Here is a 24,734-nt window from a genome sequence, read left to right as displayed (position 1 = left end):
CCTTACACAGCTTGAATCTCAATTAAACGATGAGGTGTGGTCGTGATGGTACAAAAAACCGTTGAACTTTCCGAAACACAAAAGGGAATCTATTTTGATTGTCAGGTGAATGATCCCACTTCGTATAACATCTCAGCTTCAATGCAATTTGATCATCTTCAAATGGAGATATTTCGCCAATCCATCGAATTGCTTATGTATGAGCAAGTGGTGCTGCGTACTCGGATTGAGATTCAAAATGATGTACCTGTGTTATCCGTTCATGAAGATATGGATTATTCACTTGCCTTGTGGGACCTAAGTAGCGAGAATCAGGAGAATCCAAAGGAACAACAGTTAGAAGCACTGGTGGATGAATGCATCGGGACACCTTTTGAGCTGGAGAAAGGTCCTCTGTTCCGTATAATGATTGTTCAGATGGATAAAAGCCGATATATTCTGACCTTATGTATTCATCATTTAATATGTGATGGCTTGTCGCTTGAACTGATGAAAAACAAACTTATCCAGTCATATACGTGTCTTCTTGAAGATCAGCCTGTGGATGTCAAGCTGGATGAAGGATTCATCTCTTATGTTGAGGCAGAGAACAAGAAACTGCACGAAAACAAGTACTCCAAAGAGCGGGAATACTGGTTGAACAAAATGAAGGGAGTGGAACCTCTTTCTCTAAAGCACGACTTTCCAGCAGGTTCTGTACAAGAAGGGATTGGTCATGAACTGCGATTTGATATTTCGGAATCGTTAATGGCTGATATTACACAGATGTCCAAAGATAATGAAGTAACCGTTTTTATGTTCTTTATGGGTGCCTTTGGCATTCTTATGAGTAAATATGTCGGTACAGACGATATCACCTTTGCCTCCCCATATTCTCATCGTCCCGGTATGGACTTGGAAGAAACGATTGGATGTTTTGTCCATATGTTGCCTATGCGATTCCATATTGACCTCGAATCAACTCTAAAACCTCTGTTGCAACAAGTAGCCACAACCTGGATGGATACGTACAGGAACATCGGATATCCCAATAACCTCATTGTCAGAGACAGTATGTTACAGGCTCAACCCGGATCACCATCGTTGTTTGATATCTCCTTTGTTTATGATTCCTATGAGGAAGATATGCTCGGAACTCGTATTCTGGATCAGGATAAGGTTACGTTCCCAGGAGATCTAATGGTGGTGTTGAGTCGTTTACCGCAAGGTGCGCAGTTGAAGCTGCAATATAAACCGAGCTTGTTCCGTGAAGATTCAATGGAGCGAATGGGCCAACGATTTCTATATTTGCTGAATCAACTAGTAACCAATTCTGAGCAAAAAATCAGGGAGTTCAGCCTCCTGATACAAGATGAGAAAGAAAACTTACTGTACCGATTCAATCAAACTTCTTATTTTCCCTACACTCCACAACATATTATGGATATATTTCACGATAAAGTAGCACGTTTCCCGGAGCGGGTAGCTCTAATGGAAGGCAAGCAGCATCAGACCTATGCGCAGGTCAACGCAAAAGCGAATCAATTGGCTAGGCAGATCGTTGCGATTAAAAAAAGTGATAACGCGGCAGTTGGCGTGCAGATGCCACGTTCCTCGGATATGGTCATTGCCCTATTGGCTGTATTAAAAGCCGGATGTGCTTTTGTGCCTGTAGACCCTTCCTATCCTTTGTCCAGAAAGGCCTATATTTTATCGGATGCAGACATATCCATAGTGCTGGCTATGCAGCCCGAAAAAGATGACGAGACTCTGGATGTCCAGTACATCTACGTTGAGGGAGATCAGGCCTATACGGGGGATGTCTCAAATCTCGAAGAGGCGCTGAATCCGCATAGCCTTGCCTATATCATGTACACGTCCGGATCAACAGGCAAGCCAAAAGGAGTCATGGTTGAAAATCATAGCGTAGTCAATACACTGCTTGATCTGGAGCGTCGTTTTCCGATGCAGGCGCAGGATGTTTACTTGCTGAAAACAGCATATACCTTTGATGTGTCTGCCACGGAACTTTTCGGCTGGTTCATGGGTGAAGGCGCACTAAGCATTCTTGAGCCTGGAGCAGAAAAAGACCCTGCTCGTATTGTGTCAACGGTGGCATCACATAAGGTTACGCACATCAACTTTGTTCCAACGTTATTCCGTCTTTTTCTGGAAACGATGGAGCTTCGCTCCGATCTGTCAGCATTGGAAACGCTGAAATGGATGTTTGTTGGCGGAGAGGCAGTCACGCCAGATATCATTGAGAAATTTAACAGGTTAGGCATTAGAGCAAGTCTTGAAAATGTTTATGGTCCAACCGAATGCACCATATGGGTTTCTCATTATCCGTTAAGCCATTACGAAGGCTTGGGCAATGTACCGATTGGCTACCCGCTCAATGAGTCCAGATGGTATGTCGTCGGAAATCATGATGAGCTTCAGCCGTTAGGTATTCCAGGGGAGCTTTGTCTTAGTGGTGTTGGGCTTGCACGTGGATATCTGAATCTGGAACAGATGACCCGAGAGAAGTTTGTCCCTAATCCTTTCTTTCAAGAAGGACAGGACGCAGAGCATTTCAGGTACATGTACCGCACAGGGGATCTGGTACGTTCACTCCCAAGCGGTACGATCGAATATCTGGGACGCATTGATTTTCAGGTTAAAATTCAGGGTGCCAGACTGGAGACAGGCGAAATTGAGAATACCCTGTCATCCTATCCGGGTGTCATCCAGACCGTGGTAGTCATGAAATCATTTGAAGGTAGGTCCGGCTTGCTGTATGCCTACTATCTGTCAGAGCAGGAGCTGCCTTCTGTCGAATTGAGAGAGCATCTGTCTCGTTTGTTACCGGCATATATGATACCATCCGTTTTTGTACATAAATCCGAATTTCCATTGAATAGCAGTGGGAAGATTGACCGGAAGGCACTCATGGCAGATATCACGCATGCTCACGCTTCCAGTACGTTCTATACCGCTCCGTCTTCTGAGCTTGAGAGGATTATAGCCGAAGTGTGGGCCGAAGTGCTCGGTGTTGAGAGAGTAGGGCGCGATGACCATTTCTTTGAATTGGGCGGAAATTCATTTTCTGTCATTCAGGCTCACAATAAACTAAAACATTATACCGATGTGGAGTTCCCTGTGCCTCGTTTTTTCGAATGCCCGACATTGCGTCAATTTGCAGCGCTGGGACCGAAAGATGAGGGAGTTCGGATACCGACTGAAAGGGAACAATTGTTTCAACGAAAAGACGGCATTATGCGTGAGGACATTGCAATTGTGGGCATGGCGGTGAATGTGCCGGGTGCTGAGGATATAAGGGAGTTCTGGAGTAACCTTGTTGAACGGCGGGAAAGCATTCACTTTTATAGTGATGATGAATTGAGGGAGCTTGGTGTGGAAGAAGCGATGCTGCGTTCACCTCGTTATGTCAAGGCAAAAGGACGTGCCAACGGCATTGATGAGTTTGACGCAGGGTTCTTTGACTATACTCCCGGTGAAGCCAAAATGATGTCTCCCCAATTCAGACTTTTGTATCAGGGAATATGGGAAGCGCTGGAGGATGCAGGCTGCAGACCGGATGAAGCGGGTAAGGTGGGTGTGTTCCTTGGCGGGTCCGATGACTTCGAATGGTACCGTCAAGTGCTTTTTAACGATGCTAACTATAGCAGTAAATACGAAGCATTTACCCTCAGCACCAATCATTTTCTCGCTACCCGAATGGCTTATAAGCTGAACTTAAAAGGGCCAGCCTATACCGCTCTGACGGGATGTTCTACTTCATTGGTTACACCTCATCTGGCATGTCAATCTTTGATCGTTGGAGAATGTGATGTGGCCGTGGCTGGTGGAATTACCGTGGAGTTGCCCAATGAAGGGGGTTACATATTTGAGGATGGCATGATGTTCTCCACAGATGGACACTGTCGTCCATTTGATGCGGCAGCCAGTGGAACCGTCTTCTCCAATGGTATGGGAATTGTGGTGCTGAAGCGGGTAACCGATGCTCTGCGGGATGGAGATCATATCTACGGGGTCATCAAAGGCTCAGCAATTAACAATGACGGACAAGAGAAACTCAGTTTTCTTGCTCCAAGCGTAAGCGGACAGGCTGAAGTCATTCAGGATGCTTATAAGGTAGCCGGAGTAGACCCGGAAACGGTGAGTTATATCGAAGCACATGGTACGGGAACGTTGCTTGGTGATCCAATTGAAGTAAACTCGTTAACTCGGGCCTTTGCTTCCGACCAAAAGCAATTTTGCTATCTGGGTTCTGTCAAAGGCAATGTGGGACATATGGATACAGCCGCAGGTGTGGTTGGTTTAATCAAGGTAGCGCTCAGTCTTGGACAAGGTTATATCCCTGGAACAGCGAATTATGAGCAGCCTAATCCTAAAATTGATTTTTTGAATACGCCTTTTAAAGTTAATGCACAAGGGGTGGACTGGAAACAGGGCAATGTTGGAGTCATGCGCGCAGGAATCAATTCATTTGGTGTGGGGGGCACGAATGCTCACATGGTATTGGAGGAGGCTCCCGAGATGGAGAAGTGCAGTCCGGATGATGACGTAAATATATTGCTTTTTTCCGCCAAAACGGAGTACTCGCTGAACCGCACCGCTGAACGGATTATGGAACATCTGACTCAGCAGCCGGATCAATCTGTATCGAACGCAGCGTGGACCTTGCAATCAGGTAGATCTGTTTTTGCGTATCGTAAGGCACTCATTCTGGATAAGACATGGAAGGATAATCCGGACAAGCTGATACAGCAGCTGGGGAAAGCACGGGTATACCATTCGGCTCAAGGCACTCGTCCCGTATACTTTATGTTCCCCGGACAGGGCAGTCAGTATCAGGGAATGGGTGCAGAACTATACAGATCTACAGAGCAAGCAGGCCTAGCTCCAATCTTCAGAAGTTATATTCAGGAAATATTGGACCTTCTGCCTACGGAAGAACGAGAAGATATGCTGTCCGTTGTATACGGAGATCAGCAACCTGAGCGAATAAACCAGACAGAGTACAGCCAATTCGCACTGTTCATGACAAGTTATGCGCTCGCCAAGTCTCTACTGGATCTGGGCATCAAGCCAGATGGCATGATCGGGCACAGCATTGGTGAACTGGCTGCCGCAACGGTAGCGGGTGTGTTCGAACTCGGAGATGCTGTCAAGTTAGTTCGACTTCGCGGACGTCTGATGCAGCAACAACAACCCGGGGTCATGCTTGCCGTTATGGCGGATGCGCAGCAGGTGAAGTCACAACTGGAGGAAGACATGTGGCTTGCCCTGGTGAATACTACAGGTTCCAGTGTGATTGGTGGGACAGCTGAAGCCATTTCACGGATGGAAGCCAAGGCTGAAGGACTGGGCTGGAAGTGCATTCGTGTGAAGACTTCCCATGCATTCCATACTCCAATGATGAATCAGGCCGCCGAGGAATTTAGACGTTATCTAGCAGAGCATTCACTTCATACGCCACAGATCCCATTACTGTCCAATACCAGTGGAACATGGGCGCTTGGCGATGAAATCACACAACCTGACTATTGGTCCCGTCATATTTTACAGCCGGTGTTGTTTGAATCAAACCTGGCTGAAGTGTTGAAGGATGAGCGGGCTGTATTAATTGAAGTAGGTGCAGGACGAACACTAAGCTCCTTTGCCAGACAGCACAGTCTATCAAGAGATTCCCAGACGGTACTGAATATGCTACGTCACGTAAGGGAGACGGAGCAGGACAGTATCTATGTGAACCGCAGACTTGCGGAGTTATGGTGCGAAGGCATTGAACCGGACTGGAAGGTGCTCAAAGGGCAGACGGTACGACGAAAATGCTCTCTGCCTACTTATGTTTTCAACAAACAATCCTATCCTGTCAGTGTTTCTCTTTCTGGCTCATCAGCAGTGCAAGGAATGGGTACCGGGGATGATAGGCAGCATGCAGAGCAGGGTAAGGGAAGTGGCCCTACTCTAGTAAAAGGGACCGTTTATACTGGTGGTTCAGACCAACTGAAACAGATTGTCCTGGACGCATATCGAACGATTTTTGGCATCGATGATCTAGATGAAGAGGTTAATTTCTTTGCGGTTGGAGGAGATTCTCTCAAAGCAGTCAGCTTGTCTGCATGGATCCGGTCTCATTTAGGAATTCAGCCTGAGGTAGCTGATGTTTTCAATCATTCAACGCCTATTCAACTGGCGGAGCATCTCTATGTCATGGCGAAACCAAAAGTGGACCAACAGATAATTCAATCTGCACCCACTATGGATGCTTATCCAATCTCTTCTGCACAGATGCGTATGTTCACACAAGCGATGCTTGATCCAGGCAATACGGCATACAACCTACCGTCTGCAACCATTATTGAAGGTGAATTGGACCGTATAAGAGTTGAGGTTGCTTTGCAGAAGTTGATGCAGCATCATGAGGCGCTCAGAACATCGTTTGAGATACAGGGTGGTCAGATCGTTCAGATCATCCAACCTTCAGTTCGCTTAAGTATGGGCTACGCAGAGCAGCATGTGGCAGATGATCAAGAGTTGCCTGCGATGATCGAGACATTGATTCGTCCTTTTGATCTGGGGAGTGCTCCGCTTATGCGGGTTGAACTGATTAAGATAGGCGAGCGCAAGCATCTGTTATTCTTTGATATTCACCATATTATCGCGGATGGTACATCTGTCGAAATCATCACTCGTGACTTCAATGATTTATATTTTGGCAAAGAGCATGCAGTCCGATTGCAGTACAAAGATTACGCGGTATGGCAGCAGCAACGTCTCGCTTCACAGGAATACATTTCACATCAAACGTACTGGCTGGACCATCTTGGCCCTTCTTTACCTGTGCTGGAGCTTCCACTTGACCATGAGCGTCCATCACAGCGATCCATGCAAGGGGGACGTCTTCATTTCACGTTGAATCGTTCGTTGACACAACACTTGCATGAGCTGGCTTCCTCATCGGAAGCATCCATGTATATGGTAATGCTAAGTGTGTGGAATCTTCTTCTTGCACACCGCTCAGATCAGCAGGACATTGTGGTAGGAACGCCTGTTGCAGGAAGGATGCAAGAGGAGTGGAAAGAGACAGTAGGCATGTTTGTCAATATGATTGCGATGCGGAATTTTCCAACGTTTGATCGTACGTACACTGATTTTTTACGCGAACTTAAACAACATACACTGGATGCTTTTGCGTATCAGGAGTATCCGTTTAATGAGCTTGTGGCACAACTGGGCGTGACACGTGAGTTGAACCGAAATCCGGTATTTGATGTTTGTTTTGATTATCAGAACATGGACTTGCATGGACTTGAACTTCATGGTTTGCAATTCAGTTCTTTTCCGGTGGAGACGGGTACGTCTACTTATGATCTGTTAATGACCTGTCAAGAAAACAGGGAGAAGCAGGTGATTGAAGGATATATCGAATACTCGCTGGATCTGTTCCGCCGGGACACAATTGAAGGTATGATGCAGGAGTTTATCGGACTCTGCCAAGAGGTTGTACAACAGCCTAATCTGTCTCTGAACGAACTGTTTGAGAGAAACGAACGTTCTCATGAGCACCCAGTCCATCGTCTTGCTGGCCCACGTCTGGATTACAATCCTGCGGTGGGTCTGCATCGGCTGTTCGAGCAGCAGGCAGAACACACACCAGACAAGAAAGCTCTCCTTGTATCATCCGGAGCCTCTTTTACCTACAGGGAGCTTAATGAAAAAGCTAATACGCTGGCTTGGAAGCTGATTGATCAAGGTGTGCGCCCGGATGAACCTGTAGGCATATTATCCAGACGAGATGAATCGTTGATCATTATGCTATTGGCGGTGCTGAAAGCTGGGGCGGCTTATGTGCCTCTGGACCCTGCTTTTCCGCCGCAGCGCATCGTGAATATGATCGAAGACAGCCGAATGAACGTATTGCTGTGTACGCCTGATGAAGAAGGCACAGTGACTTTTAGCGGAGAGCGATTTGTGTATGATCCAACTGCCCAGGATGTGCGCTCATCCGTTAACCCGGACGTAAGCCTCCTGTCTTCGGATCTGTCCTGTGTGATTTTTACCTCAGGATCGACCGGTCGTCCCAAAGGGGTCATGATTACTCATGAGGCGATGGTCAATTTTGTTGAGGACATCAGGCACCGACATATTTTTGCACATGAGACAGATCGCATCATCAGTGTAACGACCATATCTTTTGATATTTTCGGATTTGAAGTGTGGACACCATTATGCACCGGATATTCGCTGTATCTGGCCAATGAGCAGGAGCAGCTTGACCCGGCTCTTGCTTCACGTCGAATACGTGAACATGGTATTACACACATTCTTAGCACGGTCTCACGCATTAAGGCATTTGTCGAAAATCCGGAATTCGCTCAGGCGCTGGGCAATCTGCGGTGTGTTCTTACTGGAGGGGAAAACGTCCCTGTGGGACTCCTCACCGATCTGAAGCGGCTTACGCCCGCTCGAGTCTTTAACATGTATGGACCAACGGAAACTACGATCTGGTCAACGACCAAAGAATTGAATGACACAGCCGCGATTACCATTGGCAAGCCCATTACCAATACAGAGATTTATATTCTGAATGATGAAGGTGAAATACTGCCACCTGGAAGTTATGGAGAGCTGTGCATTGCAGGAAAAGGATTATCCCGCGGTTATCTGCACAATGCAGCTGAGACCGATGCCCGATTCATTGCAAACTCCAATGTTTTGGGAGGCCGTTTGTACCGAACTGGCGATCTGGCCCGTATACTGCCGGATGGAGATGTTGAGTTAATGGGACGGTTAGATCAGCAGGTGAAGATTCGTGGCTACCGGATTGAACTGAATGAGATTGAGCAGGCAGCGATGAATTATGAACGTGTAAGAGAAGCTGTCGTTAAGGTAGAAGGGGCCGAGTCACATTCATTGCAATTAATCCTTTTCTACAGTCTGAAGCCTGGGATTGGGCCTTCCGTTATGGGGGATGAAGACGTACAGCTTCGGACCTGGTTAAAGCAGCGGCTTCCACAGTACATGATGCCTTCTCGCTTGATTCGTCTGGAAAATCTGCCTGTGCTGCCTAATGGCAAACTGAATCGCAATGCTCTTCGTCTGGCTGATTTTGAAACGGGAGAGAGGGATAACCCGGCTCTGGTTTATGGCTCATCGATTCAAGGAATGGAGCGGGCAAAAGTTGACCTGGAGCAGATGCTCATTGCAACGTGGAAGGAAATATTGAATCTGGATACGGTTAATATCCATGATCACTTTTTTGACATCGGAGGCAACTCGCTGGGGCTTATTCTGATCAATAATCGGCTGAATGCCTATCTGGATAAAAGCGTTCCGCTGGTGCAATTGTTTGAGCATTCCTCCATTGCATCACTGGTTAATCATCTGGTGGCTGAGCAGATGCTGCCGACAGTTACACAACAGGTGCAAGAGGAGAGTGGGCATATCACTTCGGCTGGATATCCTGTTACGAACCCGGACCCGACAACAGCTCCAAAAGAGTATGTGAGGAGCACAGTTGAACACAGCAAAGTGGAGCAGAGCAGACCGGAACAGAGTATCCCGTCTGCTTCAGAACACAGTAGCAGAATTTCTTCTTCGTCGGATATCGCAGTTATTGGCATGGCAGGGCATTTTCCCGGCTCAAGAAATATTGAGGAGTTCTGGGATAACCTAATGGCAGGTAAGGACGGTATTACCCGTCTGAATGAGGAGGATCTAACCGCTTCGGGTGTACGACCGGAAGACTTCAAACATCCCGATTATGTACGGGCCAAAGGTGTACTGCAAGACACTGAGTATTTTGACTCCGGATTTTTCGAATATCCGCATCAGGAATCCAACATGATGGATCCGCAAATCCGGCTGCTGCATCAGTGCTCATGGGAGGCGCTTGAGCATGCCGGGTGTGATCCTTACAGTTATGAGGGATCTATAGGATTGTTTGCCGGAAGTGGACTGAGCTTACCATGGATGGTGCAATTTCTGGGTCGTTCCGGTAATTTGTTACAGGCTTTTGAAGCCATGACTTTAAATGAAAAGGACTATATTACAACCCGAGTATCTCACAAATTAAATCTGAGAGGGCCGAGTATGGCCGTACAGACCGCATGTTCAACTTCTTTGGTCGCTATCCACCAAGCTGCTGAATCATTGATTCGGGGAGAGTGTGATGTGGCACTTGCGGGAGGTGTCTCTATCTCCTATCCGCTCAAAGAAGGTTATCACTGGCATGAAGGCATGATTTATTCAAAGGATGGTCATTGCAGACCGTTTGATGAGCAGGCATCTGGTACTGTGTCTGGTAATGGATGCGGAATGGTTGTGCTCAAGTCACTCCGCGACGCGCAGAGAGATGGAGATCATATCTATGCAGTCATTAAAGGTTCAGCGATTAATAATGATGGCATGGACAAAATTGGATATACGGCACCGAGTGTGGCCGGGCAGGTCAAGGTTATTCAATCAGCCCTGCATCGTTCGGGAGTGTCTCCAAAAGAGATCTCCTATCTGGAGGCGCATGGAACAGGAACCAAACTGGGGGACCCGATTGAAATTGAAGCGCTCAGGCAGTCATGGGGAACAGATCGTAGAAATTATTGTGCTCTAGGTTCTGTGAAAGCCAATATTGGGCATCTTGATGCGGCAGCAGGTGTCGCCGGTTTTATTAAAACCGTACTGACGCTTTATCACCGGGTGGTGCCGCCACAGATTCACATGAATCGGACGAATCCGATGTTGGAGCTGGAGCATAGTCCCTTCTATATAAACAAGGAGCCACAGCCATTAGAAGACGCGAAGCGTATCCTGCGAGCAGGTGTCAGTTCGTTTGGGATCGGGGGGACCAATGCTCACGTCATTCTGGAGCAGCCGCCCGTCCAAGAGAGCCAAGCCAATTATGAATCATTGCTTCTGCTGCCCTTCTCGGCCAAAAGTGAATCTGCGCTGGAACGCACGTATGATTCGGTTCTACAGGCAATCCATGCATTGCCGGAGCAGTTGCCCAATGCTGCGTGGACGCTACAGAAGGGAAGAAGCAGATTCGTTCATCGTAAAGCGCTAATCGTTGTAGACGGTTATATTCCGCCAAGCGAGCAGTCTGTAGAGTTTGAGACACAGGCAAGTGTGATGAATGGGAAGCCTAAGGTCATGTTTTATCTCAGCGGAAATGCAAGTTGGGAAGCGCGCAAGATTCGGGAACTATATGCTTCTGTGTATCGCAGCCAGGTCTCAGAGATATTCAAACAGCACTTTGAAGAGATACTGAACCTCTTTGAGTCCAAGGAACAGTATGCCATCCGCCAAGGCATAGGGCGATCGTTAATCGATTCAAGGCTTGAGCGCATGCAGTGCTTTGTTGTGCAATATGCTCTTTATAAAACCGTGATGCAGCTTGGTATCAAGCCGGATGCTGTCTGTGGACAAGGCGTTGGCGAACTGGTGGGGTTGGTTATTAGTGATGCACTTGATCCAGTACATGCCGTGGGGCTTTTATACAATCTGGAGCATTGGTCACTAGAAGAAGGAGCATTGTCAGATGCTTTGACAGGAAGGATGACAGATGCAACTGTAACAGACCATGCGTCGAGTATTGCACCACTGTTATCTCCAAATTTCCTGTTTACGCTGCTAAATCGCAAGACGCTTTCTGAATCTGCTGGGCATACGCTGTGGATCGTTTCGAATCAGCAGCAGGATACAGAACCAATAGCTCCGGATTCATTTTCAGAGCCAAACATCATTGCTCTTACTGGAGATCGTCAGAGCCTGCTTGAGGCAGACGTGTATTTAATGAAAGTACTTGCTTTTTGCTGGTGCTCTGGCATGGAATTGGATTGGGAACAGTTAAACGGAACGGGGCCTAGGGAAAAAATCTCCCTGCCGACGTATTCCTTTGACCCCATTGTTCATCAACATGATGTTGCGTTGTATCAGCTTGCAGGTATGTCGCAGGTTGCAGCGGGTTCTATCGCAGCATTAGACCAATCTCCATCTGGGAAAGTCAGGGTTCAACGGACTGATGATGAGATAAGGCATGTATTATCGCAATTGTGGCAGGAGTTGCTTGGTAATGGAGAAGTCGGCCTTGAAGATGATTTCTTTGAGCTTGGAGGTCATTCTTTAAAAGCGATTTCCTTGGCGTCGAGGATTAAAGAAATGTTTGGATTAAATTTGGGGCTGGAAGAGGTTTTTGATCATTCTGTGTTTGAACACATGGTTCAATGGATTGCTGAACATCAGGTTACAAGTGACTCTGATTCAGTGAACCCAATCTTACCTGTAACTAAGAAAGAGAAATACAAGACCACTTCTGCACAGCGAAGAATGTATGTGGTGCATGAGTGGATGAAAGGTGAGAGTACGGCGTACAATCTCGCCAGTTCCTATAGGGTAAGGGGAAAACTTGACCCTACGCAATTCAGAGTAATAATGGATGCACTGGTAGAGAGACATGAAGCATTCCGTACCAGATTTGAAATGATTGACGGTGAGCTTTTCCAAATTGTGGAGGATCAGGTTCCAAGCGTGGTGGAGTTGCTGGAATTAGAAACAGCAGGGTTAGAGCAGGTCATGGAATGGATCAAGCCTTTTGATCTGACCAGCGCACCATTGGTTCGTGTTAAGCTCATTCACCTTTCTCAAGAGGAACACATCTTATTCATCGACATGCATCATATCATTTCGGATCAGAGTTCCATTGCGATCCTGATGCAGGATTTTGCTCGCATGTACAGAGGAGAAACATTGCAATCTCTTGACATTCAGTATAAGGATTATGCGGAATGGCGTGATGAAGCTGCGTCACATGCACAATCTGTTGAAGACGCCAAGTTTTGGATACAGGAATTCAAGGACAAGCCTGAACCGGTTGAATTGCTTACAGACTTCCCAAGACATGGCGCGTCATCCTACAGCGGAGACAGACTTTCCATTGAACTTGGTGAGTCGTTAAGCACACAGGTCAATGATTTCTGTACTCAACAAGGGCTTACACCCTATATGTTGTTTATGGCAACTTTGAATCTATTAATCTGGAAGTATACGGGTCAAGACGATTTGGTCGTAGGTACAGCGGTTGCGGGGCGTGAGAAGCCAGAACTCAATAACGTTATGGGGATGTTCGTGAACATGCTTGCCATTTGCACCAGCATGGACAGAGAATGGTCCACAGAGACGTATTTGAATGAGATGCGTGGCAAGCTGTTATCCTGTTATGAACATCAGCATTATCCTTATGAAGCACTGGTGGAACAACTTGGTCTATTCGGTGATTTAAGCCGCAACCCCCTATTTGATGTGGTGTTAAATTACATTAACATGGGAACCGATGATCCTGAAGCCGGGGAACTGATACTTGAACCATGGGTCGAAGGTAAGGTGGATGCCAAATTTGATCTGACTTGGACACTGGTCGAGCATAAACAATGTTACACGGTTGAACTTGACTATCGCTCAGATTTGTTTAAAGCGGAGTCCATGGAACTGATGCTGGATAAATTCCGGTATATCCTGTCTCAGATCACAACAGGGCATACTGAACGAATTGCTCAGATTAAGCTCACTACACCGGAGGAAGAGGAATGGCTGCTGTACGGAGTCAACGATAATGCCGCTCAGTATCCGCGAGATGCGACCATTTCCCAATTATTCGAGGAACAAGTTCATGTGCATGCACAGAAGACAGCATTGGTCTGGGAAGACGGTGAATGGAGCTATGCGGATCTGTATGAACGTGTTCAGTGGCTGGCGTTCAGGTTGCTTGGACAAGGGGTAAAATCAGGCTCCAGTATTGCTCTTATTCTGGACCGCGGACCGATCCAGATGATCAGTATTCTTGCTACACTCCAAGTGGGTTGCAGTTATGTCCCGATCGACCCGGCTTCGCCGCCATCGAGAATTGAATTTATTTTGCAAGATTGCGATGCGGCTGTGTTATTGACTGAATCGGCGTATGCCTCCACATGGCAATCTGTAGTTCCTTGTATCGTGCCGGCAGATGAACTGGCAGCATTTGATTCAGGAGACATGCAGGAGCCCGTTGAACATATGAACAAGACTGCTCTTGACCCGGCTTATATCATTTATACATCAGGGTCAACAGGAACCCCAAAAGGGACTGTGATGAGTCATCGCAATGTGACCAAAGTTATGAAAAATAGCAATTTTGTCACCGTCGTGCCAGAAGATCGTATCCTGCAAATTTCTAACTATGCGTTTGACGGTTCCATTTTCGATATTTTTGCTTCATTAATAAATGGCGCTACTCTTGTATTAATCTCGAAAGAGACCATTTTGGATATGGCTCGTTTGGCGGATGTCATCCGACAGCAACGGATTTCAGTATTTTATATTCCGACATCCTTGTTTAATATGCTGGTGGATTGGGATGCTGAATGCTTGAAGAATGTGCGTAGAGTGATGTTTGGTGGTGAAGCTGCATCGGTGAGTCATGCCAACAAAGCGCTTGCATGTGTGGGGCCGGGCAAGCTGTTAAATGGATATGGGCCAACGGAAGCAACCTTTTTTGCCTCCTACCACTTATTACAGCAAACAGAGCCTTATACTGGCTCACTGCCTATAGGGTATCCCCTGTCTAACACAGCCTTGTATGTTCTGGATGATAAGCTGAAGCCTGTACCACCCAACGTTCCAGGTGAACTGTATATCAGTGGGGATGCGGTAGGTATTGGATATCTTAACCGTGAGGATCTTACCCGAAAACACTTTCTTGATGATCCCTTCCGCACGGGAGAACGAATGTATCGGACAGGTGACATCGTTAAACGTCTGGCTGATGGCAGTCTGATTTTTATTGAACGTTCGGATTTCCAGGTCAAAATCAGAGGTTTCCGCATTGAGTTATCGGAGATAGGCAATTGCATGGAGCGTCTTTCGGGAGTTCGTGATGCCTTTGTCATGACAGTTACAGAACCATCAGGAAGTCTATACATTGCCGCTTTTTATACAACCGATACTGGAGCAGATGCTGAGTATATTCGAAGAGAACTTCACCAGCAGTTGCCAGAGTACATGGTGCCTGCACGCATTAATCGAATGGATCATCTTCCGATTAATGCCAATGGCAAAGTGGACCGAAGGGCATTGTCCGAGCATTTGGTTGAAGAGCAGCAAAGGTCTCTGGAGGTGAGTTCACCTCGGGCAAAAACAGAGCGTGTCATTCTTGCCGCCATGCGACAGATCCTGGGTAATCCAGGCATTGGTGTGGAAGATCACTTCTTTCAAAATGGGGGGCATTCGCTCAAAGCGATTGCATTCACTCAAATTTTGGCAAAAGAAGGAATTGCCATCAATGTGAACGAATTATTCCAATATCCGACAGTTAGAGGACTTGCCAAATTGGTAGATATTAATCCTCCGGCGTCAGTTTGGTCCGAAGATAGCCTGCATATTCAGTCCCCGATAGTCATACCACAGGACATAACACTTCATGAGAAACAACTGGACAGCCTGGTCCTGCATGTCTTAAACAGCTGCAATCAGGTTTCATCTTTTATGGCGGGCATGACCCCTATGGGTCAATTCCCACTATCTCCAATTCAACAAGCACATGCTTCTACGACTTCACGAGCAAGCGGATTTACAACAACGCTGGAAGGCGAATTGAATGAACAAGATGTAAAACACCTGATTCTTGGGGTTATATCCCGGCATCAGTTGCTGCACAGCATGATATATGAGGAAGAACAATTGTATTGGCATCCATGTGATATATCGTTAGCGGCGGACATGCTGCAACAGCTTATCCCATATCTTGATATTCGTCATTATGCTTCGGCTACGATTGAGCAGTTGGAGTACAAACTGGTTCAGTCTCTGTTACACAAAACGTATACGTTGAAGGAACTACCTTGGCGTCTGTGTATTTTGCGTACAGGAGCAACAGAGCATAAGCTGATTTGGAGTTTTGATCACCTTGCGTTTGATGGTATGAGTGCCCAGATCATCAAGCAGCAACTTGAGTCGAAGGCATTATATAGACCGCAAGGTATAGAGATCGAGAGTGATCTTCTGTACCAAGTACGAAATTATGAGGATTATGTAAATTTTCTGTCTCAAGGCCCCATAGGGGTATCAGAAGATGAAATGGAGAAACAATTTTCGCTTCAGGCATGGAATAGATGTAACGCCATCGTCATGAACAAGTTGAAGGAAACAGAAACATTGTCGCCTTCAGCGATGACTGTCGAGTTGTCCCTTGCAGGGAAGGAGCCTGCAGATGTTTGGTGGACATGCTTTAAAACTTTTTCCAACATCATTGCGGCTTATCTGAACATAAGCCAATTGCCAATAGCCCTGGTGCATTACGGAAGGGAGTATGGCGAAGAATCCTACTATGATTATGTGGGAGAATTCCTAGATCTGATTCCAGTGCTGGTAGACAGTGAATTCACACAGGAAGATCTGTTGGAACGTCTGGAATTTACGAAGCAACACAGCATTAACTTTATGGCACTTACACATGATTCTTCCCTCTCGGCACAATATGATGGCATACAGGAACAATTGGGAACTGCCTACAGGCAAGCAGAACAGGAGACGCGTCAGATGATTCTGTTTAATTATCAAGGCTTCATCTCCAGTAGCGAAGCGATCCCAATGTCGTCTCAGTCGTCGGATGACCAAGATTCGAATTCGGGACTCGCCCAATTCGAATGGGTTATTCGCTACGACGAAGAGTGTCTGTACGTACATCTGGCCTGTCAGGCTGGTCTGGACATCAAACGTATGAAACAGCTGATTGATGACAAGCTTGGTAGCGATGTGAGAGTGGTAGTTCACAATGAGGCAATGGAGGTGCAACATGTCCAGTAAATCCATACAGCGAGGACCCGAGCTGATTGTGCCAGAACATTATTCAACAGTGGCTGAGATGCTAATCTACATTGCAGATACTCATCCAGAAAAGGGAATGACCTATATCAGCTCTTCAGGTGACGAACAGTTTGAATCATATCCTGAATTACTGATGCAGGCGCGCAAGTACCTGCAGTCTCTTCAGGAGCAAGACATTCAACAAGGACAGGTTGTTATTTTGGAAATTGACCAGTCACAGGAATTTTACCGTACCTTTTGGGCTTGTATGCTGGGGGGCATTATTGTCGCCCCGGTTAGTCCTCCGGCTGCCTGGGAACCAGGCTCAGCCGGTTTGGAGAAATTCACGAAAGTGTGGGAGGTACTCGGGCGTCCAGTCGTTATCGTCGAGGAAGCCTACATGCCCAAGTATAAACAGCTTGCGGAAAGTCCGGTATTCAAAGGTCTTATGTTGATTAGCGTGAACCAGCTTCAAGCAGGCCAGCAGATGGCTGATCTATGCCCAACCTCTCCTGATGACATTGTGTTCCTGCAATTCTCATCAGGAAGCACGGGAATTCCCAAAGGTGTGCAGTTAACAAATCACAATATTATCGCCAACAGTATTGCATGCAAGACTTTTCTTGGAGCTGAAGAAGGAGATAATGTGTTTACCTGGTTGCCGCATACGCATGATATGGGGATATTTGGACAGCATCTGACACCCGTCCTGAGTGGAGCCAACATTATGGTGATGTCACCTTATACCTTCGTACGGTCGCCTTATCTGTTCTTGCGCAAGATTACGGAGCATCAGGGAAAATGGTTTTGCTGTACCAATTTCGGTTTCGAATGGATGGTTCAGAAGATCCCGGATTCCAAGCTCTCAACGCTTGATCTGTCTTCACTGCGTATGACCTTGAATGGTGCAGAGCCTATATCAACGTCTGTTATCGAGCGATTTGTCAAAAAATTCAGCTCTTGTGGCTATCGTTCCAATATGATGTTTCCTGCGTATGGCATGGCAGAAGCGACAGTAGGTGTATGTACCTCCAGACTGGGGGAAGAGCCGCGAATTGAACGTATTTCGCGTTCGCGGCTGGTGCAGGAAGGACTGGCTGTGCCAGTACAGCTGCCTAGCAGTGATAGCCATACTTCGGATGTGATCGAATTTGTTCATGAAGGATATCCCATGACAGGGATTCAAATCCGGATTGCGGATGAACAGGGTGAAGTGCTGGATGAGCGGGTTGTTGGCGAAATCCAGATTCGTGGGGAATCGGTAACCTCCGGATATTACAGTCTTCCGGAGATCAATCGTGAAATGTATATGGATGGGTGGCTTCGCACTGGAGACTTGGGTTATATGGCTGACGGCTCCCTGGTTGTAAGCGGACGAATCAAGGACATTGTGTTTATTCGGGGACAGAACCATTATGCGCATGATCTTGAAGAAATTTTGTACCAGAATAGCAGCATTCCGAGAGGGAATCTGACGGTAGTCGGGCACTTTAACAGCCTCAAACAAGTAGAGGAGCTGCTTGTATTTGTTAAATACAAATCGGGCGCTCCACAGTTTCTGGAGGTGCGACAGGATCTGATCCAACGTATGAGGGCTGGATTGGGTATTGAGATCACCCATGTTCTCCCAATCAAGGTTATTCCCAAAACGACGAGTGGCAAGGTTCAGCGCTTCATGCTGAGAAACGAATATGAGCGTGGAGTATTTACCAAGGACATCGAGGCCATTGAAGAGCTGATTCGCGAAAACACACAACAGCAAGGACACGAGACGGTTTCCACATCGTCTTTGGAATATACCGTACGTAAAGCCTGGGCCGAAATTCTTCAATTGCCCGCAGGAAAGATTGAGATGGATACTTCTTTTCTTGCACTTGGAGGCAATTCCATTCTCTCTTATCAATTACTTGACAAGCTGTCTGCACATATGGGACGTGAATTAGGACAAGAACTACTTGTTTTTTGCAGTACAGTACGTGAGATGGTGGAATATCTGCAGGAACTTCCAGCAGACACGAAGGACTTTGAACAAGCTGAAACCACAGATAATCACCTGAATGTACATCGTGCTATTGCTATTACCGGACTGTCTCTGCGTCTGCCTGATGCCGACACCCAAGAGCAGTTCTGGGGCAATCTGGTTAACGGGTTAGATAGTGTTGACCGGGTTAGTTTAGAGCGTGCAACACGTTCCAAGCAACCCGGTTGGGATGACTGGATTGGGGAACTGAAGCAACCGGATACGTTTGATCATGAGTTCTTTGAAATCCCGTCTGAACAAGCTGCATTTATGGATCCGCAACATCGCAAGCTGCTGGAAGTTGCTCATGAGGCGCTGGAGGATGCAGGTATGCTCGTGGATCATGAGGATAAGCGTGATGTGGGTGTGTATGTAGGGATTAACCCCAGCACATACTTCGATCTGGTTGTTGAATATATGAACCGGAGTCTTGGAAAGGCTGTTCATTCTCACGCTATGGTAGGTAATATGTCCAATATAGCAGCGGCCTCCATTTCACACATGTACAATTTTACAGGCCCGGCACTGTCCATAGATACAGCATGTTCTTCTTTTCTGGTAGCACTGACACAAGCTGTGGCGGCCATTCAGGACAAGCGTATCTCTGGGGCAGTTGTAGGTGGAGCGAACATTTTGGCTACACCGCATGTTCATCAACTATCACGCAATGCTGGAATCTGTTCTTCCACTCAACATACGAAGGTATTTGACCGGGAAGCAGATGGTTCAGTCTTGGGAGAAGGTGCTGTTGTTGTATATCTGGAGCCGCTAACAGAGGCAATTCGCAACAATAAACATGTTTATGGTGTGATTCGCGGGACAGCGGTGAATAACGACGGATATTCCCTGGGCATTATGGCACCCAACCCTCAGGGGCAATATGAGGTACTCCGTGCCGCTTATCGCGACGCCAACCTAAACCCGAGCGAGATTTCTTATATTGAAGCACATGGATCGGGGACAAGGATTGGAGATCCAATTGAGGTGAATGCCTTGCTCCGACTGTTCCGGGAAAAGGGATATACAAGCGATAATTCGATTGGATTAGGTTCAGTCAAAACCAATATTGGTCATTTATTTGCAGCCTCCAGTGGAGCCAGTCTTGCCAAGGTTCTTCTCAGTATGCAACATGGGGAACTGGCACCAAGTCTGCATATGGATAATCCGAATCCGGCCCTCCGACTGGAGCAATCGCCGTTCCATATCGTTAGCGAGCATAAAACGTGGGATGTACCTGAAGGAAAAACACGGAAGGCAGGCATCAGTTCATTTGGCCTGGGAGGTACGAATGCCCACATTGTGCTGGAAGAATGGAAAGCCCCTGTCCGTGTAGCTGCCTCGGCACGCGGCCAATTGTTAACGTTCTCTGCGAAATCAGAGCAGGCTTTAAAAAAGCTGATTGATAACACGGAGCAATATGTGAAGAAACATGCGGACCTGGCACTAGAGGATCTTTGTTTTACCCGGAACAGATATAGAAAACATTATCGGTATCGTGCAGCAGTAGCTGTCAGCTCAACCGGAGAGTGGAACATCGAAGAGATGGAATTTGGCTTCAAGCCTAGAAACCGAGCTGCTCGTGTCAATATTGTGGTTGGGGGGCATGAGATTCGCGGAGAAGATGAGGCTCAAGCTCGTAAGGTAATCAGGCCAGACGATTCTAATGAAGATACCGTATCAACCTTGAACTACTGGGTGACTTTGCTTGAGACACTTGTACGTCTGGTCCCTTCCATTCAAGAGATTCGAGGAATAGCTACAGGAGAGGAACTTGTATCCAGTTTACATCTGGATGGCGAGGAACATCACAGCGCTCATGCAAGCCAATCCATTCCAGTGTACAACAGAGTGACGTTAGACAGTCTGCAAGACACACCTGGCAAGATGGCAAACGCCGACATTGTAATTATAATTGCTGCAGATCAGACAGTGCAGCAGCTCGAATACAGTGGCAAGGAGAGCTTCATCCGCCTGTCTGCCGAGCCGACACTTACCATGGAGGATCAGCTTGCTTTATTGCTGGGACAGCTTTATGTACGTGGTGCTGCGCTGGATTGGGAACAGTTACATCCGAATGGCTCTGGCCAGATTGTACATCTGCCAGCACACCCATTCGAGCCGTATGTACATTGGATAGATGTGAATCAGGGAACGGAGGTCATGATATGACAAAAGAAGAAATTGAGCTTTTTCTCAAAAGCGAGATTGCTGCAGCGTTGAATCAGGAGCCAGAGGACATCGATGAAGAGATGAATTTTTTGAAAATTGGTGTTTCATCTGTGCAGGCGCTCAAGATCATTAACCGTGCACGTAAGCATCTTCAAGTTGACATCAGTCCGGTTGCGTTGTTTGAATACAAAACAATTGCCGAGTTCGCCGCTTATCTCAATGAATCTCTTCTTCAAGAGGGGGTTGCCGAATGATTGAAGTGGATGTAGAGCAAGAGATCATTCATGAAGCTGAATTGTTTGCTGCCCGTGAAATTCGTCCTTATGCTCAACAGATTCAAGAGCAGCAAGCCATTCCCAGAACATTGATCCGTGCCATGGCTGAAAAAGGTTACTTGGCTGCCTCGATCCCGGCTGAATATGGCGGCATGGGTCTCGGCCCTAAGGCGTACGGGCTGTTGACTGAAGTATTTGGCAAGGCTCTTCCAGCCGTTCGCAGCTTGTTAACGGTACATACTTCACTTGTAAGTGAAACTTTGGTACGTTTCGGAACGCCTGAGCAAAAATCGTCCTGGCTGCCCAAGTTGGTGAAGGGAGAATGGATTGCTGCTTTTGGCCTGACTGAACCGGAAGTTGGTTCAGATGCCAAAAGTGTAAAGACCGAGTGGAGAGAAGAATCGGACTGTTATGTTTTGAATGGAAAAAAGAAGTGGATCACGTTTGGACATCTGGCAGATGTATTTATCATTATTGCCTCGAATCAGGGACGAAGCACTGCTTTTTGGGTCGAACGCCAGTTTGAGGGTGTACAGACCCAACCTATTGAAGGTGTCATGGTTGCGGGAGAGACAGGTATAGCTGAGATTGATCTCCATGAGGTGCGTGTACCAAAGAATCACATTATTGGACGTCTGAATGAAGGTTTTGAGTACATCGTAACCGGGGCGCTGGACCAGGGCAGATATAGCATTGCCTGGGCAGGGCTGGCGATTGCGCAGGAAGCGCTGGATGCCATGGTGACTTACTCAAGGAAGCGGAAGCAATTTGATCAGAAGCTGAGTCATTTTCAGCTGATTCGCGGCATGATTGGAGATGCGGTGACAAAAGTCCATGCAGCACGAGCATTATGTTTACGTGCAGCCGAGCTGAGAGAAGCCAAGGACCCGCAGGCCGCCATGGAGACAACGATTGCCAAATATTTTACGTCCAAAGTTGCTGTTGAAGTTGCAAGTGATGCGCTACAGGTTCATGGTGCGAACGGAATTAGTAACCAATATCCTGTTGCCAGGCTGTATAAGGAAGCCAAAATTCTGGAGATTATTGAAGGTTCCTCTCAGATGCAGCAGGAGATGATCTCGCATTACGGATTAAAAGCCTATTACAAGCGTGGCGGTAGCGTATGACGTTCTGTGCGCTATTTCCCGGGCAGGGAAGCCAGTATATCGGAATGTGCAGCGAGTTGTTGGACAGTGAGCCGGAGGCGAATCAGATCTTTGCGGAAGCGAGCGAGGTGATCGGATTTGATTTGAAGGCACTGGTTATGGAAGGGACCCTGGATCAATTGACGGTCTCTGAATATGCTCAGCCTGCTGTACTGACGGCAAGCTACGTTTTATTTGACTCATTTGTTCGCCGGACTGGAATGACTCCAGATTATGCAGTAGGTCACAGTTTGGGGGAGATTTCGGCTTTAGTAGCGGCGGGAGCATTGCGATTTGCTGATGGGATCCGTTTTACAGCTCAGCGTGGTGCGTTGATGCATCGCTCCATTCAGGAGCAAAAAGGAAGAGCGGGTATTGTCGTTGATGTAACCCAAGAAGCGCTTGAAGAATTAGTCGAGAATATTCGTCAGAACGAGTATGTGACGATCTCCGGTTATAATTCACCGGGACAGTTTGTCGTCGCAGGTACTGCGAAGGGCCTTCAACTGCTGGATGATCAGGTGGATGGCTATGGTGGGGAATTCATTCCTTTTCGCATGATGCCAATGAAGGCAGATGCACCTTATCATAGCGAGTTGATGCAGTTCATTCAGCCTGAGCTTGAAGAGATGCTTGCAGGGATTTCCTTCTCTGCACCAGTGTTTCCCATCTGCTCTACAGTACATGGTGAGTTCATTCGCGGAGCCGAGAACATTCCTAAGCTGCTGAGCAGCCAGCTTTTGCAACCCATTCGTTGGAATCAGGCATTGGCACGTGTTCAAAATCTGGGAGCGACGGTATGGATCGATATCGGTCCAGGCCAGAGCGTAAGAAATATGCTGGCTGAGAATAAGACCTTGCCTGCAGCCTATTCGCTGGATGATCCGCAAGATCGGTCCAGGTTACTGGAGCGATATGAAGCAGTAAACCAGACAAATGGGGGAGGAGATAAGGGATGATCACGGAGATGATGCAGTACAATCAGCGGGTGAAACAATGGCTACCTGGAGGTGTGCACTATAATTTTCACCTTCCTTGGGAAGAGACACCGCTCCATTTCAAGCATGCTTCCCGAAGCAGAGTGACGGACATGAACGGCAACGAGTATTTGGATCTATATGCCCGCTTTGGTGCCCTCATTGTTGGCCACGGCAACGAGGAGTATAACGAGTGTCTGAAGGATACCATTGACCGTGTTCTTTCCGTAAGTCATTGCGATCTGGATGCAGAGGCTCTGGAACTGATCCATCAATATGTACCCTCAGCAGAGATGATTCGTTTTGGGTTATCAGGCACGGAGATTGTCCAGAATGCACTTCGTCTTGCCCGGGCGTGGACAGGTAAAAATCGCTTTGTACGTTTTGAAGGCCATTATCATGGCAATGCGGACAATATTATGGGTGGCAAGACTGCACGTACAGGTTTGCCGGTACCTTCAGACTATCCTGGTGACATGAAAGGAACAAAGGGGAGGGCAAGGGATGCCATGGAATCTCAATCCTACCTCCTGCCATGGAATGACGCACCCCGTCTGGAGGAACTATTTCGCCAGCATGGAGACGACATTGCAGCAGTAATCATGGAGCCGGTTTGTGTAAATGGAGGCGGAGTCATGCCTGCTCCGGGTTATCTGCAAAAAGTCAGACAGTTATGTGATCAGTACCAGGTCGTGCTCATTTTTGATGAAATTATAACAGGATTCCGTATGGGTCTCGGTGGTGCCCAACAGTTATTCGGTGTAACGCCTGATCTGACTACACTTGGGAAGGCAATCGCGGGTGGCGGAGTTCCAGTGTCAGCCCTGGTTGGCCGAGCGGATATCATGAAGTTGCTTGTAGACAAAAAAGTAATTCATGCGGGTACGTTTAATGGCTATCCATTAGGTACAGCTGCTGTAAAAGCTACGTTGGAAATGTTGGGACGCAATGGAGGACAGGCGATGCACAGCATGAACCGCCACGCTGAGATGATGCATGACATACTCTGCCAGGAAGCAGTGAAGGTAGGTCTGCCTTTAATTGTTCAAGGGCCGTCTGGCTGTGCTTCTTATCACTGCTGCACGGAGCTGCTTACGGATACGGCTGATTATACGTTTGAATTGATGTCTTTTGATATTTTGTTAAATAGCAAGCTTGCTGAGCACGGTATTCTGGTATCTACGCTCTCGCGGATGTATCCGAATATCTTGCTTGATATGCAAGATGTTGCCTGGTTCGGTGAGCGTGTCCCTGCAGCGCTTGCAGAAATGAAAGAGATCTACGACGAGCTGATCTGATGGTAGCTCAATAAGGAGGTGATTAG

6 protein-coding genes are annotated in these 24,734 nt (G+C 47.2%); all 6 read left to right on the top strand.

The features are described 5' to 3' along the window. Positions 1–45: 45 nt before the first annotated feature. Genes MHI55_RS22600 through MHI55_RS22575 form a run of 6 tightly spaced genes read left to right on the top strand, consistent with a single transcriptional unit; the run spans position 46 to position 24,708 of the window. Positions 46–16,824, top strand: a complete 16,779-nt coding sequence (locus tag MHI55_RS22600) for an amino acid adenylation domain-containing protein (RefSeq protein ID WP_340390628.1) — start codon at positions 46–48, stop codon at positions 16,822–16,824. Next, positions 16,814–21,013 (top strand): beta-ketoacyl synthase N-terminal-like domain-containing protein, encoded by a 4,200-nt coding sequence (locus MHI55_RS22595; protein ID WP_340386965.1) that lies wholly within the window; start codon positions 16,814–16,816, stop codon positions 21,011–21,013. Before MHI55_RS22600 ends, MHI55_RS22595 begins: the two co-directional genes overlap by 11 nt. Beyond that, positions 21,010–21,267, top strand: a complete 258-nt coding sequence (locus MHI55_RS22590) for an acyl carrier protein (RefSeq protein WP_036668520.1) — start codon at positions 21,010–21,012, stop codon at positions 21,265–21,267. Before MHI55_RS22595 ends, MHI55_RS22590 begins: the two co-directional genes overlap by 4 nt. After that, positions 21,264–22,415, top strand: a complete 1,152-nt coding sequence (locus tag MHI55_RS22585) for an acyl-CoA dehydrogenase family protein (protein WP_100526996.1) — start codon at positions 21,264–21,266, stop codon at positions 22,413–22,415. The genes MHI55_RS22590 and MHI55_RS22585 overlap by 4 nt, the downstream gene beginning before the upstream one ends. Further along, entirely contained in the window at positions 22,412–23,392 is a 981-nt protein-coding gene (locus tag MHI55_RS22580; RefSeq protein ID WP_340386962.1) for an ACP S-malonyltransferase, read from the top strand. Before MHI55_RS22585 ends, MHI55_RS22580 begins: the two co-directional genes overlap by 4 nt. Beyond that, positions 23,389–24,708, top strand: a complete 1,320-nt coding sequence (locus tag MHI55_RS22575; RefSeq protein ID WP_340386960.1) for an aminotransferase class III-fold pyridoxal phosphate-dependent enzyme — start codon at positions 23,389–23,391, stop codon at positions 24,706–24,708. Before MHI55_RS22580 ends, MHI55_RS22575 begins: the two co-directional genes overlap by 4 nt. Positions 24,709–24,734: the final 26 nt, after the last annotated feature.

Origin of the sequence: Paenibacillus sp. FSL E2-0151 (genome assembly GCF_037993015.1) — a bacterium.
Classification (GTDB): domain Bacteria; phylum Bacillota; class Bacilli; order Paenibacillales; family Paenibacillaceae; genus Paenibacillus; species Paenibacillus amylolyticus.
Note: the sequence above shows the minus strand (reverse complement) of the source record. Positions and strands in the feature narration are given on the sequence as shown.

Coding starts and splice junctions, on each gene's coding strand:
- MHI55_RS22600 (WP_340390628.1), top strand. CDS start 46: ATGGTACAAAAAACCGTTGAACTTTCCGAAACACAAAAGGGAATCTAT.
- MHI55_RS22585 (WP_100526996.1), top strand. CDS start 21,264: ATGATTGAAGTGGATGTAGAGCAAGAGATCATTCATGAAGCTGAATTG.
- MHI55_RS22575 (WP_340386960.1), top strand. CDS start 23,389: ATGATCACGGAGATGATGCAGTACAATCAGCGGGTGAAACAATGGCTA.
- MHI55_RS22580 (WP_340386962.1), top strand. CDS start 22,412: ATGACGTTCTGTGCGCTATTTCCCGGGCAGGGAAGCCAGTATATCGGA.
- MHI55_RS22595 (WP_340386965.1), top strand. CDS start 16,814: ATGTCCAGTAAATCCATACAGCGAGGACCCGAGCTGATTGTGCCAGAA.
- MHI55_RS22590 (WP_036668520.1), top strand. CDS start 21,010: ATGACAAAAGAAGAAATTGAGCTTTTTCTCAAAAGCGAGATTGCTGCA.